The sequence below is a fragment of the Leifsonia sp. 21MFCrub1.1 genome, from assembly GCF_900107895.1.
Taxonomy (GTDB): Bacteria; Actinomycetota; Actinomycetes; order Actinomycetales; family Microbacteriaceae; genus Leifsonia; species Leifsonia soli.
This window is the reverse complement of the sequence record NZ_LT629867.1, coordinates 3,068,263-3,082,943: the sequence shown is the minus strand read 5'-3', so window position 1 is coordinate 3,082,943 and position 14,681 is coordinate 3,068,263. Positions and strand designations below refer to the sequence as shown.

Annotated in this window: 14 protein-coding genes; 4 read left to right on the top strand and 10 right to left on the bottom strand. The window is 72.0% G+C overall.

Annotation, left to right across the window (positions count from 1 at the left end; translation table 11 throughout):
- Nucleotides 1-41: 41 nt before the first annotated feature.
- Together BLW09_RS14590 and BLW09_RS14585 are read right to left on the bottom strand one after the other, a co-directional pair.
- A complete protein-coding gene (locus BLW09_RS14590) occupies nucleotides 42-965 on the bottom strand; it encodes an aldose 1-epimerase family protein (protein ID WP_089914207.1) in 924 nt (307 codons plus the stop codon).
- A 116-nt stretch (nucleotides 966-1,081) separates the two neighbouring features.
- The gene (locus tag BLW09_RS14585) at nucleotides 1,082-2,533 is read right to left on the bottom strand and encodes a PucR family transcriptional regulator (RefSeq protein ID WP_089914204.1); all 1,452 of its coding nucleotides are present in this window, start codon (nucleotides 2,531-2,533) and stop codon (nucleotides 1,082-1,084) included.
- 91 nt (nucleotides 2,534-2,624) lie between these two features.
- Between BLW09_RS14585 and gabT the strand changes: the two genes are divergently transcribed.
- Complete coding sequence (gabT, locus tag BLW09_RS14580; RefSeq protein ID WP_089914202.1) at nucleotides 2,625-3,986, top strand: 4-aminobutyrate--2-oxoglutarate transaminase; 1,362 nt, start codon at nucleotides 2,625-2,627, stop codon at nucleotides 3,984-3,986.
- The gene (locus tag BLW09_RS14575) at nucleotides 3,983-5,467 is read left to right on the top strand and encodes an NAD-dependent succinate-semialdehyde dehydrogenase (protein ID WP_089914200.1); all 1,485 of its coding nucleotides are present in this window, start codon (nucleotides 3,983-3,985) and stop codon (nucleotides 5,465-5,467) included. Before gabT ends, BLW09_RS14575 begins: the two co-directional genes overlap by 4 nt.
- Before the next feature lie 27 nt (nucleotides 5,468-5,494).
- Here BLW09_RS14575 and BLW09_RS14570 read toward each other — a convergent pair whose 3' ends face one another.
- The gene (locus BLW09_RS14570; protein ID WP_089914198.1) at nucleotides 5,495-5,719 is read right to left on the bottom strand and encodes a three-helix bundle dimerization domain-containing protein; all 225 of its coding nucleotides are present in this window, start codon (nucleotides 5,717-5,719) and stop codon (nucleotides 5,495-5,497) included.
- A 58-nt stretch (nucleotides 5,720-5,777) separates the two neighbouring features.
- Here BLW09_RS14570 and BLW09_RS14565 point away from each other — a divergent pair, with 58 nt between their 5' ends.
- Nucleotides 5,778-6,470 carry a PhzF family phenazine biosynthesis protein gene (locus tag BLW09_RS14565; RefSeq protein ID WP_089914195.1) on the top strand — a complete coding sequence of 231 codons (693 nt, stop codon included), beginning with the start codon at nucleotides 5,778-5,780 and terminating at the stop codon, nucleotides 6,468-6,470.
- A 95-nt stretch (nucleotides 6,471-6,565) separates the two neighbouring features.
- Here BLW09_RS14565 and BLW09_RS14560 read toward each other — a convergent pair whose 3' ends face one another.
- From BLW09_RS14560 to BLW09_RS14540, 5 genes are all read right to left on the bottom strand, one after another.
- Complete coding sequence (locus BLW09_RS14560) at nucleotides 6,566-8,059, bottom strand: catalase (RefSeq protein ID WP_089914192.1); 1,494 nt, start codon at nucleotides 8,057-8,059, stop codon at nucleotides 6,566-6,568.
- A 40-nt stretch (nucleotides 8,060-8,099) separates the two neighbouring features.
- Nucleotides 8,100-8,540, bottom strand: coding sequence for a Fur family transcriptional regulator (locus BLW09_RS14555; RefSeq protein ID WP_089914189.1), 441 nt, complete (start codon nucleotides 8,538-8,540; stop codon nucleotides 8,100-8,102).
- A gap of 30 nt (nucleotides 8,541-8,570) precedes the next feature.
- Complete coding sequence (locus BLW09_RS14550) at nucleotides 8,571-8,765, bottom strand: hypothetical protein (protein ID WP_089914186.1); 195 nt, start codon at nucleotides 8,763-8,765, stop codon at nucleotides 8,571-8,573.
- A gap of 112 nt (nucleotides 8,766-8,877) precedes the next feature.
- The gene (locus tag BLW09_RS14545; RefSeq protein WP_089914183.1) at nucleotides 8,878-10,605 is read right to left on the bottom strand and encodes a cation:proton antiporter; all 1,728 of its coding nucleotides are present in this window, start codon (nucleotides 10,603-10,605) and stop codon (nucleotides 8,878-8,880) included.
- 55 nt (nucleotides 10,606-10,660) lie between these two features.
- Nucleotides 10,661-11,227 (bottom strand): TetR/AcrR family transcriptional regulator, encoded by a 567-nt coding sequence (locus tag BLW09_RS14540; protein ID WP_089914180.1) that lies wholly within the window; start codon nucleotides 11,225-11,227, stop codon nucleotides 10,661-10,663.
- Nucleotides 11,228-11,379: 152 nt separating this feature from the next.
- Between BLW09_RS14540 and BLW09_RS14535 the strand changes: the two genes are divergently transcribed.
- Nucleotides 11,380-12,960, top strand: a complete 1,581-nt coding sequence (locus BLW09_RS14535; RefSeq protein WP_089914177.1) for an MFS transporter — start codon at nucleotides 11,380-11,382, stop codon at nucleotides 12,958-12,960.
- A 67-nt stretch (nucleotides 12,961-13,027) separates the two neighbouring features.
- Here the strand turns inward: BLW09_RS14535 and BLW09_RS14530 are convergent, their stop codons facing one another.
- Together BLW09_RS14530 and BLW09_RS14525 are read right to left on the bottom strand one after the other, a co-directional pair.
- Complete coding sequence (locus BLW09_RS14530; protein WP_089914174.1) at nucleotides 13,028-13,576, bottom strand: GIY-YIG nuclease family protein; 549 nt, start codon at nucleotides 13,574-13,576, stop codon at nucleotides 13,028-13,030.
- A 62-nt stretch (nucleotides 13,577-13,638) separates the two neighbouring features.
- Complete coding sequence (locus tag BLW09_RS14525) at nucleotides 13,639-14,634, bottom strand: class I mannose-6-phosphate isomerase (RefSeq protein ID WP_231946877.1); 996 nt, start codon at nucleotides 14,632-14,634, stop codon at nucleotides 13,639-13,641.
- Nucleotides 14,635-14,681 lie beyond the last annotated feature (47 nt).

Below are 14,681 nucleotides of genomic sequence, written 5' to 3'. Positions count from 1 at the left end.
CCTCTTTCCCGTCGTGATCCGCGTCGTCGGGCGCGGTGCGGCTAGACGGCGCGGATGGTCCAGGAGGCCGCGGCCGAGGCTCCCGGCTCCAGCACGATGAGGTCGGTGCCGGAGTTGTAGGCGTCCGGCGGGCAGGTCATGGGCTCGACGGCGAGCCCGAGCCGGTTCAGCTCGGGCACGGGCTGGTCGGCGGTGTGGATCTGCACCCAGGGGCAGTCCTCGCCCCAGGCGAGTTCGACGCCGGTGCCCTCCGGGGCCGTGACGCGGACGACGGCATCGCCGTCCGCCGAGCGGGTGAGGCCGGTGAAGGCGTGGTCGATGAAGGTGTCGCCGATGGTCCGCGGCGTGCGGAAGTCCCAGTCGCCGTCCTGCTCGGTGGCGACGTCGGCGAGGCCGGTCGGGACCAGGCGGTCCTCGGTGACGGTGAGGACGAGGTCGGCAGGGAGGGACAGCGTCCAGTCGTCCACCCGTCCGTCGCCCGCGACGAGGTAGGGGTGCGGGCCGGTGCCCCACGGTGCGCGCGTCGGGCCGGTGTTCGTGCCGGTCACCGTCGTGTGCAGGCCCTCCTCGTCGAGCGAGAACGCCACCGTCACCTCCACCCGGTGCGGATAGCCGGCCTGCGCCTCGATGGTCGCGGCGAATGTCACGCTGTCCGCGGCTCGATCGACCGCGACGAAGTCGAGCCACGCCGCCAGCCCGTGCAGAGCGTGGCCGCGGGTGGGCTCGGTGAGCGCCAGCTGCTCCTCGACGCCGTCGAACCTGTATCGACCGTCGACGACCCGGTTCGGCCACGGTGCGAGGGTGGCGCCGCGGAAGGCGGGTCGCACCTCGTCGGCCTCGAACGGGACGACCAGGTCGCGTCCGTCGAACTGGAGCGTCCGCAGGGTGGCGCCGACCGACGCGATGGTCGCGTGGTAGTCGCCCGCCGTGAGGCCGAAGTGGGTTCCGGAGATGGGTGTGCTCATCCGCCCATTCTCTCCAACCCGTCCGCCCACCGTCGAGTCCGCAAACTATGCACGTTCGGGAGCCCGGAAACGTGCAAAGTTCGCGGACTCGACGGTGGGGGCTCGCGGGAGCAGGGTCAGGCGGAGGCGCGGAGGGCGGCGTAGAGGTCGGCGCGGGCGGCGAAGGAGGTGAGGTCGCGGCCCAGCAGGCGCTCGGCCTCCGCGACGCGCGCACGCAGCGTGTGGCGGTGGATGCCGAGCTTCCGGGCGGCGACGTCGTACACGCCGTCCGAGTCGAGCCAGGTGCGCAGAACGCCCGGCAGGGCCGGGTCGGCCGCGGTCAGCGGCCGGAGCGCGCTCCGGGCGACGGCACGGGCGTCCGGGGTGTGCAGCAGGGCCAGCATCCCGGCGCCCGCCACGTCCTCGAACGACGGGAGGGGATCGTCCGCCGTCGCTCGCCCGCGCGCGGCGTTCGCCTGCTCCACGGCCGCGAGGAGTGCATCCAGCTCGGCCTGTGCCGATAGGCCGCCGCGCAGGTCGAACCGCGTCGCGATGGCCGCGGCCGCCTCGTCGTCCCCGAGCACGACGAGATCGGAGCCCTCCCGTGCGAAGAAGCCGGATGCGTTGGTGTCGAGCCAGTCGAACGCCGCCGCGATCGCCGGGCCGCTCAGGACGGCGACGCGGAGAGGCGCCGCGGGCAGCGGTCCCAGCACCGGTTCTGCGACGGAGGCGGCGACGGCGAGGTCGCCGGCGACCAGAGCCCGCCACACCGCCGTCCGGAGGCGCTCGCGCGCCGCATCGGCCGCACGCGACTGCTCGAGCGCCAGCCCGGCGAGGGCGACGACGCCGGTGATCACCTGCTGGGCCGCAGCGTCCAGCGAGTCCGACCCGACCGCCAGCACGCCGCGCAGGCGCCCTGCGGCACCGAGGGTCTGCAGGGCGAACGGCCCGGCGTCCGTTCCGACCGTTCCCGCCGCACGACGGCCGCTCCGCAGCAGCGGGTCGGCGGCCTCCGCCAGCGCCCGCCGGGCCCGGGCGTCGATGGCGCCGGACGGATAGCTGCGCGCCACCGCCCCGTCGCCGCCGACGAGGGCGACCGGACGCTCGATCTGCCGCGACAGCTCGGAGAGGACGGCCCCGAGGGCGTCCGGCCGCAGCGCCGCGAGCGAGATCGCGCGCGAAGCGCGGAGCGCCCAGGTGCTGCGTGCGTACGCGTCCGCCGCCACGCGATCCGCCACGAAGCGCGCGACCGCGATGAACGGCGTGCGGTACGGCACCTCGAACAGCGGGAGCCCGTGCCGGGTGCAGGCCTCGACCAGCTCTGCCGGCGCTCCGTCGCGGACGACCTCCGTCCCGAAGCCGAGCGCCGCGATGCCGTGCTCGGCCAGCCGGCGGACGTACGGGTCGGCGTCCTCCGGCGGCTCTGTCACCAGCAGCACCTGGCCGCGCGACAGGAAGGGCGTCGGGTCGGGCAGGTCGGAGCTGTGCGCCCAGGCGAGGGGCGCATCCACGTCGCCGACTCCGGCCGGGGTGAGCAGGCGCAGTCCCAGCTCGCCGCGCGCGAGCAGCTGGGTGAGGGTCGCTGGCATGGGGCTCCATCTGCCAGGGTGTCTATCCCCGGCGCTGCGATTGTACGTCGCGTCCAGGTCGCTGTTCGCGCCGACTTCCTACATTCGAGACATGACCATCCTCGACACCGCCATCGACACCCCCGTCGGCGGACCCTCGCTCCCGCAGGAGCGCCGGCTCGTCACCCCGATCCCCGGCCCCGAGTCGCGCAAGCGCGCCGAGCGCAAGGCCCAGGCCGTCGCCGCCGGCGTCGGCACCACCATCCCCGTCTACACGGTCGCAGCGGGAGGCGGCGTGCTGGTGGATGTGGATGGCAACTCCCTCATCGACTTCGGCTCCGGCATCGCCGTGACCGGCGTGGGCAATGCGGCCCCGCGCGTCGTCGAGGCCGTCAGCGCGCAGGTCGCCGCCTTCACCCACACCTGCTTCACCGTGGCGCCCTACGACTCGTACGTCGACGTCGCGGAGGCCCTGAACCGGCTCACCCCCGGCGACTTCGCCAAGCGGAGCGCGCTGTTCAACTCGGGCGCCGAGGCCGTCGAGAACGCCGTCAAGATCGCCCGCCACTACACGGGCAAGCAGGCCGTCGTCGCGTTCGACCACGCCTACCACGGCCGCACGAACCTCACGATGGGCCTCACCGCCAAGAACCAGCCGTACAAGAACGGCTTCGGACCGTTCGCACCGGAGATCTACCGCGCACCGCTCAGCTACCCGCTGCGCGACGGCGGGCTCTCGGGCGCCGAGGCGGCGGCCCGGGCGATCAGCATGATCGAGAAGCAGATCGGCGCCTCCAACCTCGCTGCGCTCATCATCGAGCCGATCCAGGGCGAGGGCGGCTTCATCGTCCCGGCCGACGGCTTCCTCCCCGCCCTGCAGCAGTGGGCGAACGCGAACGGCGTGGTCTTCATCGCCGACGAGGTGCAGACCGGCTTCGCCCGCACCGGAACCATGTTCGCCTCCGAGCAGTTCGGCATCGTCCCCGACCTCATCGTCACGGCCAAGGGCATCGCCGGCGGCCTTCCGCTGTCGGCCGTCACCGGCCGCGCCGAGATCATGGACGCGCCGCAGGTCGGCGGCCTCGGCGGCACCTACGGCGGCAACCCGCTCGCCTGCGTCGCGGCGCTCGCCGCGATCGAGACCTACGAGCAGGAGGACCTGGCGGCGCGTGCCCGGCAGATCGGCGACATCCTGTTCGAGAAGCTCGGTGCCCTGCGCGACGCCGATGCCCGCGTCGCCGAGGTCCGCGGACGCGGCGCGATGGTCGCGATCGAGCTCGTCGACCCGGCAACCGGTGAGCCGGATGCCGCGCTCACGGCGAAGGTCGCCGCGGCGGCGCACGCCGCGGGCGTCGTGCTGCTCACCTGCGGCACCTACGGCAATGTGATCCGCTTCCTCCCGCCGCTGAGCATCCCGGACCACCTCCTCATCGAGGGCCTGGATGTCGTGGCCGAGGCGGTGGCGGGCGCATGACCATCGTCGACGCCACCGCCGAGCCGACCACGCGTGAGGCGGACCTGCTCGCCCGGGTGCCCGACGGCCTCTTCATCGGTGGACGATGGGAGCAGGGGACCCGCGACCCGATCGAGGTGCAGGACCCGGCGACCGGCCGCGTGATCAAGCGCATCGCCAACGCCGACCCGGCGGACGGCATCCGTGCGCTGGATGCGGCGGTCGCCGCCGCCGACGCGTGGGCCGCCACCGCACCCCGGGTCCGCGCCGAGATCCTGCGCCGGGCGTTCGACCTGCTGCAGGAGCGCCGCGACGACTTCGCCCTGCTCATGACCCTTGAGATGGGAAAGCCGCTCGCGGAGGCGAACGGCGAGGTCACCTACGGCGGCGAGTTCCTGCGCTGGTTCTCGGAGGAGGCGGTGCGCATCTCCGGCCGCTTCGGCCAGAACCCCGAGGGGACCGGCACGATGGTCGTCTCGCAGCGACCGGTCGGACCGTGCTACCTGATCACCCCGTGGAACTTCCCGCTGGCGATGGCCACCCGGAAGATCGCGCCGGCGCTCGCCGCGGGCTGCACGGTCGTCGTGAAGCCCGCCGAGCTGACCCCGCTGACCACGCTGTTCTTCGCGCAGCTGCTCGCCGACGCCGGGGTACCCGCCGGGGTCGTGAACGTCATCCCGACGAGCACGGCACGTACGGTGTCCGAGCCGATCATCGCCGACCCGCGCCTCCGCAAGCTGTCGTTCACCGGCTCGACCCCGGTCGGCCGCTCCCTGCTCGCCCAGGCCGGCCAGAACGTGCTCCGCACGTCGATGGAGCTGGGCGGAAACGCCCCGTTCGTCGTGTTCGGCGACGCCGACCTGGAGAAAGCGGTCGATGGCGCGATGCTGGCGAAGTTCCGGAACATCGGCCAGGCCTGCACCGCGGCCAACCGGTTCATCGTGCACGAGTCGGTCGCGGATGAGTTCGCCCGCCGGGTCACCGAGCGGGTGCAGGCCCTGCGGATCGGCTGCGGAACCGAGGAGGGCGTCACCATCGGCCCGCTGATCGACGACCGCGCCGTCGCATCCATGTCGGCCCTGGTCGAGGATGCGGTCGGCCGCGGCGCGCGCGTGCTCACCGGCGGCACCGCCCCGGAGGGCGACGGGTACTTCTTCGAGCCGACCGTGATCGTGGATGTGCAGCCCGGCAGCGAGATCCTCCGCGAGGAGATCTTCGGACCGATCCTCGCGATCACCACGTTCTCGACGGAGGACGAGGCCGTCGCGGCCGCGAACTCCACCGAGTACGGGCTGGTCGGCTACGTCTTCACACAGGATCTGGCCCGCGGTCAGCGGATGATCGACCGCGTCGACACCGGCATGATGGGCCTCAACACGGGCCTGGTCTCGAACGCGGCCGCGCCGTTCGGCGGCGTCAAGCAGTCCGGTCTCGGGCGCGAGGGGGGCCTGGAGGGCATCCACGAGTACCTCAGCACGAAGTACACGCTGATCCCGGCCTGACCGGGTGAGCCAGGAAGAGCGCGCCGATCAGTCGGCGCGCTTTTCCGCGTTCAGCTCCTGCTTGACGTCGTGCTCGATCAGCACGGGGACGAAGTCGCGGACCGGTGCGCCGTCGAACTCCTCGTGGTGCTTCTCGACCAGCTCGTCGATGCGCTCGCGAGGCACCTGCGGATAGCGCTCGGCGAGCCGCTCGGCGGCGTGCTCGACGGCGAGATCCTCTTCGCTGGCGTTCTGGCGGTCGTCGATCGTCATGGCGCGATTATGCACCAGCTGGGTTAACGAAGTGGAGGCCTTCTGCCAGGCTGATGGCATGGATGAGACCATCGAAGTAGTCGTCGTTCGCGTGTTCACGGATGAGAGCGGCCGCAACGGCAACGAGCTCGGCATCGTCACGAGCTCCCCGGCCACCGCGTCCCGCGAGCAGGACATCGCCAACGCGCTCGGCTTCAGCGAGACCGTGTTCGTGGATGAGGTGGACGAGCCCGGCCGCGCAGCGCGCATCCGCATCTTCACCCCGGCGAAGGAGCTGCCGTTCGCGGGGCACCCGAGCGTCGGGACGGCCTGGTGGCTGGCCGATCGCCGCATGCCGGTCGACGTGCTGCGGGAGCCGGCGGGGGACGTCGAGGTCGCCGTCGACGACGACACCGCGTGGATCACCGCTCGCGCGGAGTGGACGCCGGCCTTCGAGTGGCTCGAGCTGAAGTCGCCCGAGGACGTGGATGCGCTCGACCCGTTCGCCTTCACCTCCGGGCAGCACTTCGCCTACGCGTGGATCGACGAGGCGGCGGGCACCCTCCGCGCCCGGATGTTCGCGCCGGAGATGGGGATCATCGAGGACGAGGCGACGGGGGCCGCGGCGATCGCGCTGACCGCCCGGCTCGGGCGGCCGCTCAGCATCCTGCAGGGCGAGGGGTCGCAGCTCGCGACGGAGCCGCTCGGCGACGGGCGCATCCGCGTCGGGGGGACCACGGTCTACGACCGCACCATAGACGCGACCCTGTAGCCGGCCCCGTTCCTGGTCCCGGTCCGCACGACGATCTGACACGACACGCCGTCATCCCCGCGGGGATGACGGCGTGTCGTGTCAAGGAGGTGGGTCTACTCGGCGACGCCCACGTACTCCGCTGCCTCGTCCGGGGTCTGCGACGCCGAGTCGAGGCGGTCGCGGAGCGCGCGGCCGAGCGACGCATCCACGTTCGTCCAGTACTGGATGGCGCGCTCGCGGATGTCCTCCCGCTTCACGCCGCCGACGGCGCCGGCGATCGTGTCGAGGAAGCGGGCGCGGGCGGCGTCGTCGAACACCTCGCGGTACAGCGCGCCGGCCTGGCCGAAGTCGTCGTCCTCCGCGTGCAGCGTCGCCGCCGAGCGGACCAGCGCGCCGTCGGACTCCCAGGATCCTTCGCCCGCGCGCTCCGGCTGGGCGGACGGTCCGCCGAACGAGTTCGGCGCGTACACCGGAGCGTCCGCCGGCTTGAAGCCGTGGCGCGCCGCGCCGTCCTGCGAGTAGCTGTGCACCGGAGCCACCGGACGGTTCACCGGCAGCTCGTTGTAGTTGGTGCCGACGCGGTAGCGCTGGGCGTCCGGGTAGGAGAACACACGCGCCATCAGCATCTTGTCCGGGCTGATGTCGATGCCGGGGACGGTGTTGGCCGGCGAGAAGGCGGCCTGCTCGATCTCCGCGAAGAAGTTCTGCGGGTTCTCGTTGAGCGTGTGGATGCCGACCTCGATCAGCGGGTAGTCGCTGTGCGGCCACACCTTGGTCAGATCGAACGGGTTGAAGCGGTACGTCTTGGCGTCCTCGTACGGCATGACCTGGACCGACACGCGCCACGCCGGGAAGTCGCCGCGCTCGATCGCCTCGTACAGGTCGCGGCGGTAGTGGTCCGCGTCGGCGCCGGCCAGCTGCTCGGCCTCGACGCCGGTGATCTCCTCGTTGCCCTGCAGGGAGTGGAAGTGGTACTTCACCCAGAAGCGCTCGCCCGCCGCGTTGATCCACTGGTAGGTGTGCGATCCGTAGCCCGGCATGGTCCGCCAGGAGCGGGGGAGGCCGCGGTCGCCCATGAGATAGGTGACCTGGTGCGCCGACTCGGGCGACAGCGTCCAGAAGTCCCACTGCATGTCGGCGTCGCGGAGGCCGGAGCCGGGGAGGCGCTTCTGCGAGTGGATGAAGTCGGGGAACTTGATGCCGTCGCGGATGAAGAAGACGGGGGTGTTGTTGCCGACGATGTCGTAGTTGCCCTCGGTGGTGTAGAACTTCACCGAGAAGCCGCGGACATCGCGCCAGGTGTCGGGGGAGCCCTGCTCGCCGGCGACCGAGGAGAACCGCTGGAGGGTGCGGGTCGCGGTGCCGGGCTGGAAGACGGCGGCCTTCGTGTAGGCGGTCACATCGCCGGTCACGATGAACTCGCCGAACGCGCCGCCGCCCTTCGCGTGCACGATGCGCTCCGGGATGCGCTCACGGTTGAACTGGGCGAGCTTCTCGACGAGGTAGCGGTCGTGGAGCGCGGTGACGCCGTCGCGTCCTGCCGTCAGCGAGTGGGCGTCGCTGGCGACGGGGGTTCCGGTCTGGGTCGTGGTGTAGTCGTCCGTCATAGTTCTCCCGGTGTCGGTGAGCGCTCCGCGGTGGGGGCGCTCAGGATTGCTGAGCGCGCGCGGCGCGCTCCTGGCAGGACGGGCACAGGCCCCAGAAGGTGACTTCGGCCGTGTCGATCACGAAGCCGCCGGCATCCGACGGATGCAGGCAGGGTGCGTGACCGACGGCGCAGTCGATGTCGGCGACCGCGCCGCATCCGGTGCACACCACGTGGTGGTGGTTGTCGCCGATCCGCCGCTCGTAGAGCGCCGGGGAGCCCGCCGGTTCGATCCGGCGCAGCAGCCCAGCCGCGGTCAGGTCGCCCAGGACGTTGTGCACGTTCTGGATCGACGTGCCCGGAAGGGCCGGGATCAGCGTCCGGAAGACGGTCTCCGCGTCGACGTGCGGGTGGTCGGTCAGTGCTTCGAGCACCGCCACCCGCCCTCGCGTCGCTTTCAGGCCGGCGCCGCGTAGTGCGCTCTCGAGCCGTGCCGTGTCCATGGTGCGACTCTAGCCCGATGTTTTGAATAACTAAAAATACGTGGCGACCCGGGCGCGTCGTTCGGCGAGGGTGGCACGCTGCCGGCGGATCGGCATCCTCTCGCGAGCGATGGTGACCGGGCCGATCGCCTTGGTGATCGCGCGCAGAGCATCGTCCTCCGTCTTGGCCTCGACGGCGACGACCATGCGACGTCGGTCGCGGCTGCGAATCACAGTGAGTTCCATGACTCCCCTCTCCTCCCGCCCACGGCGGGTCTCATCCACTTGAGACGAGGAGACCGGTCGGTGGTGACGAGGAGAGGCGCAGTTCGCAGGAGCCTGCCAGGAACGCCCGGCGTTAGCGCGAGCGCGAGCGGAGGCGGGTCTCCTCGAGATCGAGCAGCGCCTGCGCCTCGGTGAGCACGCGCGACGGGTACGACCCGCGGGAGCGTTCGAGCAGGAGGCGCTCGCGCTCGGCGTCGACGACGGCGAGCCGCAGCGTCCGGTAGACATGGTGCGGCCGGCTGTCCTGCGGGGTGTCGCTCAGCAGCGCGCGCTCCCACGCCGACTCCGCCCGCAGATACGAGGACTGCCGGACGCGCTCGACGACCTCCGGGTCGACCGGCGACGACGCCCGTGCCGCGGTCTCCGGATCGTCCAGCACCGCGAGGCCCGCCTCGCTCAGGTCGTCGAGGAGCTGCGCGAGCAGCCGCCTGTCCTCCCGGGCGTCCGCGCCCTGCAGGCCGAGCGTCCGGATCAGCCAGGGGAGCGTCCCGCCCTGCACCACCAGGCTGACGAACGCGACGGTGAACGCGATCAGGATGAGCTGCGGGCGGTACGGGATGTCGCTGGGCAGCGACTGCGCGGCCGCCAGGGTGACGACGCCGCGCATCCCCGCCCAGCCGAGGACGACGCCGCCCTTCCAGTCGATCGCCTCCTGGCGGTACTCCTCCAGGTCGGTGCGATGTCGCTCGTAGCGCTGCTCGGCCCGTTGCTTCCTGAGCGCCTGCCAGCGATAGCGGACGGGATGGTCGCGGAAGTAGCTGATCATCAGCCATTCCCGCAGCACGGAGCGTTCGGCGAGCTCCGCGCGTCTTCGGAGCCCGAAGATGAGGGGCACGATGAGCACGAAGCGGATGACGATGAGCGAGAGCACGGCGATGAGCCCGAGCCCGACCGCGTTCCACACGCTCAGCACCTCGGGGTTCTCGACGTCGCTGACGAGCGTCCGCAGTTCGAGCCCGATCAGCAGGAAGACGCCGTTCTCGAGGAGGAACTGGATGGTGCGCCAGTTGATCTGGTCGCTGATCCTCGCCTGCGCGCTGAACTGACGCGGCGCCGCGTGCCCGGTGTAGAGGCCGGCGATGACGACGGCCAGGACTCCGGAGCCGTGCAGCGCCTCGGTCGGTGCGAACGCGGCGAACGGGACCACGACCGACAGCGCCGTGTCGAGGACCGGGTCGTTCAGCTTGGAACGTACCCAGACCGAGACGAAGCCGACGACGAGCCCGACGACGAGTGCGATCAGCACCGCCGACAGGAAGTCGACGACGCCGGCCCAGGGCGTCGCCAGGGTGCCGAGGGCGGCGGCCAGAGCCGTCCGGAGGAGCACGAGGGCGGTCGCGTCGTTGACCAGTCCCTCGCCCTCCAGCACCGTCAGCAGGCGCGGCGGGAGGCCGAGCTTGCGGCCGATCGAGGTCGCGGCGACCGCGTCGGGAGGGCTGATGATCGCACCGAGGGCGATCGCCGCGGCGAGGTTGAGATCCGGAAGCATCGTGAACAGCACGAAGCCGGAGGCGAAGGCCGTGATGACCACCAGCACGACCGAGAGCCCGGCGATCGGGGCCAGGTTGCGCCGGAAGTCGGTGAGGGGGACGCTGATGGCCGCCGCGTAGAGGATCGGCGGGAGCAGCCCGTCGAGGATGATCTCGGGCGGGACCTCGATGTCGGGGACGCCGGGAAGGAACGACAGTGTCACGCCGACGATGACGAGGATGATCGGAGCCGCGATGCCGAGCTTGCGCGAGAACGCGGCCACGCCGACGATGACCGCCACAGCGATCACCGCATAGACGCCCAGCTCCATCTTCTCAGCCTACGGGCCCAGTCGGCCTGCGGGCCTGCCGGGCGGGGCGTCCACGTCAGCGGGCGCGGAGGCCGTCGATGGCCATGGCCAGCACGCGGTCGCGCTGCTGGTCGTCCTCGAAGGCGACTCCGGCGATCCCGGAGACCATCCGGATCACGTCGCCGATCGTGGCGTCCGTGCGGAGCTCGCCGGCCTGCTGCGCCCGGCGAACCAGGGGCTCGCCGGCGTCGTAGAGGGAGGTGCGGCAGCTGAGCAGAACGGGGGAGTCCTTGTTGAGGCCCTCGACCAGCGCGCGCTTCGTGCCGACGTAGGCGATGAAGCGGCGGAGCCACGCCTGGACGGCCTCCCACGGCTCGAGCGATCCCGCGTCCTCCGCGGCCCGCACGACGGCGGCGACCTCGTCGATGTACACGGCCTCGACCAGCGCGTCGCGGGTGGGGAAGTTGCGATAGAGCGTCCCGATCCCGACCCCGGCGCGGCGTGCGATGTCTTCGAGCGAGGCGTTCGGACCGTGCTCGGCGAACGCGTCGCGCGCGGCGGCGAGCAGCGCGTCGAAATTGCGGCGGGCGTCCGCCCGCTGCGGTCGGGCGACGCTCGGTGCGGTGGTCACGGTGCCGGTCACGGCGGCGGTCCTTTCGGGGTCGAAAAGTCGGGGTTGCGAAGCGGAGGCAGCCTCCGGTAATGTCTTCCTCGTAACCGGAGGGACCCTCCGAACGGAGCCTCCCTCCAATTCTACGCCTTTCGGCACCCCTCGAGAAACGGAAAACCCGGACAATGTCTCGATCCCATCCCGGACTGACCTTCGCCATCCTGGCGCTGAGCGTCGGTTCCTTCGCGACGCTCCAGTCGCTCGTCGTCCCCGTCCTCCCCGTCATCCAGTCCGACCTGCACACCACGACCGCAGGCGTCACCTGGACCATGACCGCGTGGCTCATCGCCGCCGCGGTCGCAACACCCCTGCTCGGTCGCGTCGGCGACCTCGTCGGCAAGCGCCGCATCCTCGTCCTCGCGCTCCTGGCCGTCGCGCTCGGCAGCGTCGTGGCCGCCGTCGCGCCGTCGATCGGCGTCGTCATCGCCGGCCGTGTCATCCAGGGCCTCGGCGGGGCGATGTTCCCGCTCGCCTTCGGCATCATCCGCGACGAGTTCCCCGCGCGGCGCCTCCCGTCCGCGATCGGCGCCATCGCCTCCATCATCGCCATCGGCAGCGGACTCGGGACGGTGCTCGCCGGGCCGCTCGCCTCCGCACTCAGCTGGCGCGGACTGTTCCTGCTCCCCGTCGCCCTGACGGTGACCGCCGCCGTCCTCGCACTCATCGTCATCCCCGAGTCGCCGACGCGGGCGACCGGCGGGGTCAACCCGTGGGCCGCCGTGCTGCTCTCGGGCTGGCTCGTCGCGCTCCTGCTGCCGCTGAGCACCGGCGCACAGTGGGGCTGGTCGTCGCCCGGCGTGATCGGCCTGTTCGTCGCGGCTGCGGTGCTCCTCGCCGCGTGGGTGCTCGTCGAGCTCCGCTCGCGGCATCCCCTCGTCGACATGCGCCTCATGCGCGAGCCCGGCGTCTGGTCGATGAACGCGGCGGCCGTCTTCATCGGCGCCGCGATGTTCGCGATCTTCGCGTTCTTCCCACGGTTCGTGCAGACGCCGACCTCGACCGGGTACGGTCTGGGCGCCTCGGTGGCGGAGTCCGGGATGCTGATGCTCCCGATGCTGGTGACCATGGCCGTCACCGGGTTCCTGAGCGGACCCCTCGCCCGCTGGGTCGGCTTCCGCGCGCAGATCGTCGTCTCGGCGGCGCTCATGGGCGCCGCGGCCCTCTCGCTCGCCTACCTCCACGGTTCGCTGTTCGCCGTCGCCGCCGCCTCCGGCGTGTTCGGCATCGGGCTCGGCCTGATCTACGCGGCGATCACGAGCGTGGTCGTGCAGAGCGTCCCGGCCACCCAGACCGGGATCGCGAGCGGGATGAACGCCAACCTGCGCACGGTCGGCTCGGCGGTCGGGGCGGCCGTGATGACGGCCCTCGTGACCGGGGCGATCGCGCCGGACGGGCTCCCCGCGGAGTCCGGCTACACCGAGGGGTTCACGACCGCCGGTGTGCTGGCGTTCGCCGCCGGTGCGGTGACCGTGGTGGCGACGTTCCTGATGCGGGCGGCGCGCCGGGCCGAGCAAGCCCGGGCCGAAGAGCTCGTGGTGAGCGCGGTCGTGGAGACCGTCGAGCCCGCGACCGCCGTGGTGGACATCGCCATTGTCTCCTCCGCGGAGGCGGAGGCGGCCGAGATGGCGCGCCTCGCCGCGAAGGTCGACGGCGAGCTGTCGGTCGCCCTCCGCGACGGCCGTCGCGAGAGCCTCGAGGTCGCCTGACCTCTCCCCGTCCCGCGAAGGCCCGGACCCGAACGGATCCGGGCCTTCCGTCGGTGATCTGCCGGTGTTAGACGCGGAGCGCCGCGGCTTCGCTGCGCCAGCGCGCGAGCAGCGCCCACGGGTCGTCGCCGCCGCCCGCCGAGCGGACGCGGTCGACGTGGGCGAGCAGGTTCGGGTCGGTCTCGAACCACTCCGTGCCCGGGATGCGCAGGTGCGCGAACCGCTCGTGGCGGCGATGTTCCACGGTCCGGTCGCCGCGTTCGAACGCGAGGACCTCGTCGTGGGGCAGGGCGGCGAAGCGCTGCGCCGGGTTCGCCGTCGTGCCGATCTTGATGCGGTCGCGGAAGCGCAGGTAGTAGACGACATCCACCCGGGAGGCGGCCTGACCCTCGGGCGGCGGTTCGCCCACCCGCCACTCGCACACCGCGCACAGCCAGCCCGACGGGTACCGGACGCCCAGCCGCGACCCGCAGAACGCGCACGGCGACGGCAGCGCATCGGTCACGCCGAACTCCGCGTCGACCAGGTCGTGCGCCTCCAGCAGGTGGGTCAGGCACAGCCGGATGGACGCGCCGGGATGCGCAGGGCTGTCGCAGAGCGCGCAGGTGGTGTCCATGAGGCGAGGGTAGCCGCGCCCGCCGACAGCACCGGTGGCGTCGAGCTCCCTCCCGGCGCGGCTCAGCGCGGCGGCCGGCAGCGGATCAGATCCAGCTCTCCGCTCAGCCCGATCGGCCCGTCGGCGTGGGCGGTGAGCACCGTCGCGCCGCGGTGCAGCGGAAGCGCCGCGCCGTCGGACGCCTCGAGCGTGCCCTCCCCACCGAGCACCACGAGCACCGAGAACCCCGGCGCGAGCTCCCGCGACCCGGAGACGTGGATGCGCTCCGCCGAGAAGAACGGATCGGCGTCACCCGGGAACAGCGTCTCGGCACCGCGTCCCTGCCGCAGGGCCGCGATCCGCTCGGCGGACGTGACCTCCCGTGTCAGCCCGTCGATCGCCGTCTCGAGCTCGAGGCCGAGCAGCGCGTCGCGCTCGGTGAGCATCCGTCGTTCCAGCAGGATCGAGAGGTCGGTCGGCTGCTGCAGCTCGACGAGGGTCACGCTTGGCCCGATCGCGTGGGCCAGTCCGGCCGGGACCAGCAGTGTGTCGCCGGCCGCGAGCGGGACGGCGTTCATCGCATCCACCATCGCATCGGCGTCCTGCCCGGACCACCAGGCGCGCACCTCGTCCACGCCGACCGGCCGGCGGAAGCCGAGGAACGCCGCGGCGCCGGGCTCCGCCTCGATGACCGCCCACGCCTCCGTCTTTCCGAGCGGGCTGTTCAGGTGACGCGCGGCGAAGGCGTCGTCCGGGTGGTAGTGCACGAACAGCCGCTCGGCGGTGTCGAGCAGCTTGACAAGCAGCATGGTGCGGGGGCCGAAGCGGGCGACATGCTCCTCGCCGAGGTAGGCGATCGGGTCGGCCGCGACCGCGTCCCGCAGCCTGCGGCCGTCGGGCAGCACGGTGAGACCGACGCCACCGCCCGCGAAGACCTCCGTGGTGGATGCGACGAAGTCTTCGGGGGTGAACGGACTCGGCTGCGGTGTGCCGCGGAAGCGGGCGATGCCCGCGCCACCCCGATACGGCCGGTCGAGAGGCTGGTTCGGGGCGAGCAGCAGCGGCGTCGCAGTGGTCACCGACACACAGTAGTACCGCGTGCGCAGTACCGGGACGGGCACCTGGC

Coding starts and splice junctions, on each gene's coding strand:
- BLW09_RS14590 (WP_089914207.1), bottom strand. CDS start 965: ATGAGCACACCCATCTCCGGAACCCACTTCGGCCTCACGGCGGGCGAC.
- BLW09_RS14585 (WP_089914204.1), bottom strand. CDS start 2,533: ATGCCAGCGACCCTCACCCAGCTGCTCGCGCGCGGCGAGCTGGGACTG.
- gabT (WP_089914202.1), top strand. CDS start 2,625: ATGACCATCCTCGACACCGCCATCGACACCCCCGTCGGCGGACCCTCG.
- BLW09_RS14575 (WP_089914200.1), top strand. CDS start 3,983: ATGACCATCGTCGACGCCACCGCCGAGCCGACCACGCGTGAGGCGGAC.
- BLW09_RS14570 (WP_089914198.1), bottom strand. CDS start 5,719: ATGACGATCGACGACCGCCAGAACGCCAGCGAAGAGGATCTCGCCGTC.
- BLW09_RS14565 (WP_089914195.1), top strand. CDS start 5,778: ATGGATGAGACCATCGAAGTAGTCGTCGTTCGCGTGTTCACGGATGAG.
- BLW09_RS14560 (WP_089914192.1), bottom strand. CDS start 8,059: ATGACGGACGACTACACCACGACCCAGACCGGAACCCCCGTCGCCAGC.
- BLW09_RS14555 (WP_089914189.1), bottom strand. CDS start 8,540: ATGGACACGGCACGGCTCGAGAGCGCACTACGCGGCGCCGGCCTGAAA.
- BLW09_RS14550 (WP_089914186.1), bottom strand. CDS start 8,765: ATGGAACTCACTGTGATTCGCAGCCGCGACCGACGTCGCATGGTCGTC.
- BLW09_RS14545 (WP_089914183.1), bottom strand. CDS start 10,605: ATGGAGCTGGGCGTCTATGCGGTGATCGCTGTGGCGGTCATCGTCGGC.
- BLW09_RS14535 (WP_089914177.1), top strand. CDS start 11,380: ATGTCTCGATCCCATCCCGGACTGACCTTCGCCATCCTGGCGCTGAGC.
- BLW09_RS14530 (WP_089914174.1), bottom strand. CDS start 13,576: ATGGACACCACCTGCGCGCTCTGCGACAGCCCTGCGCATCCCGGCGCG.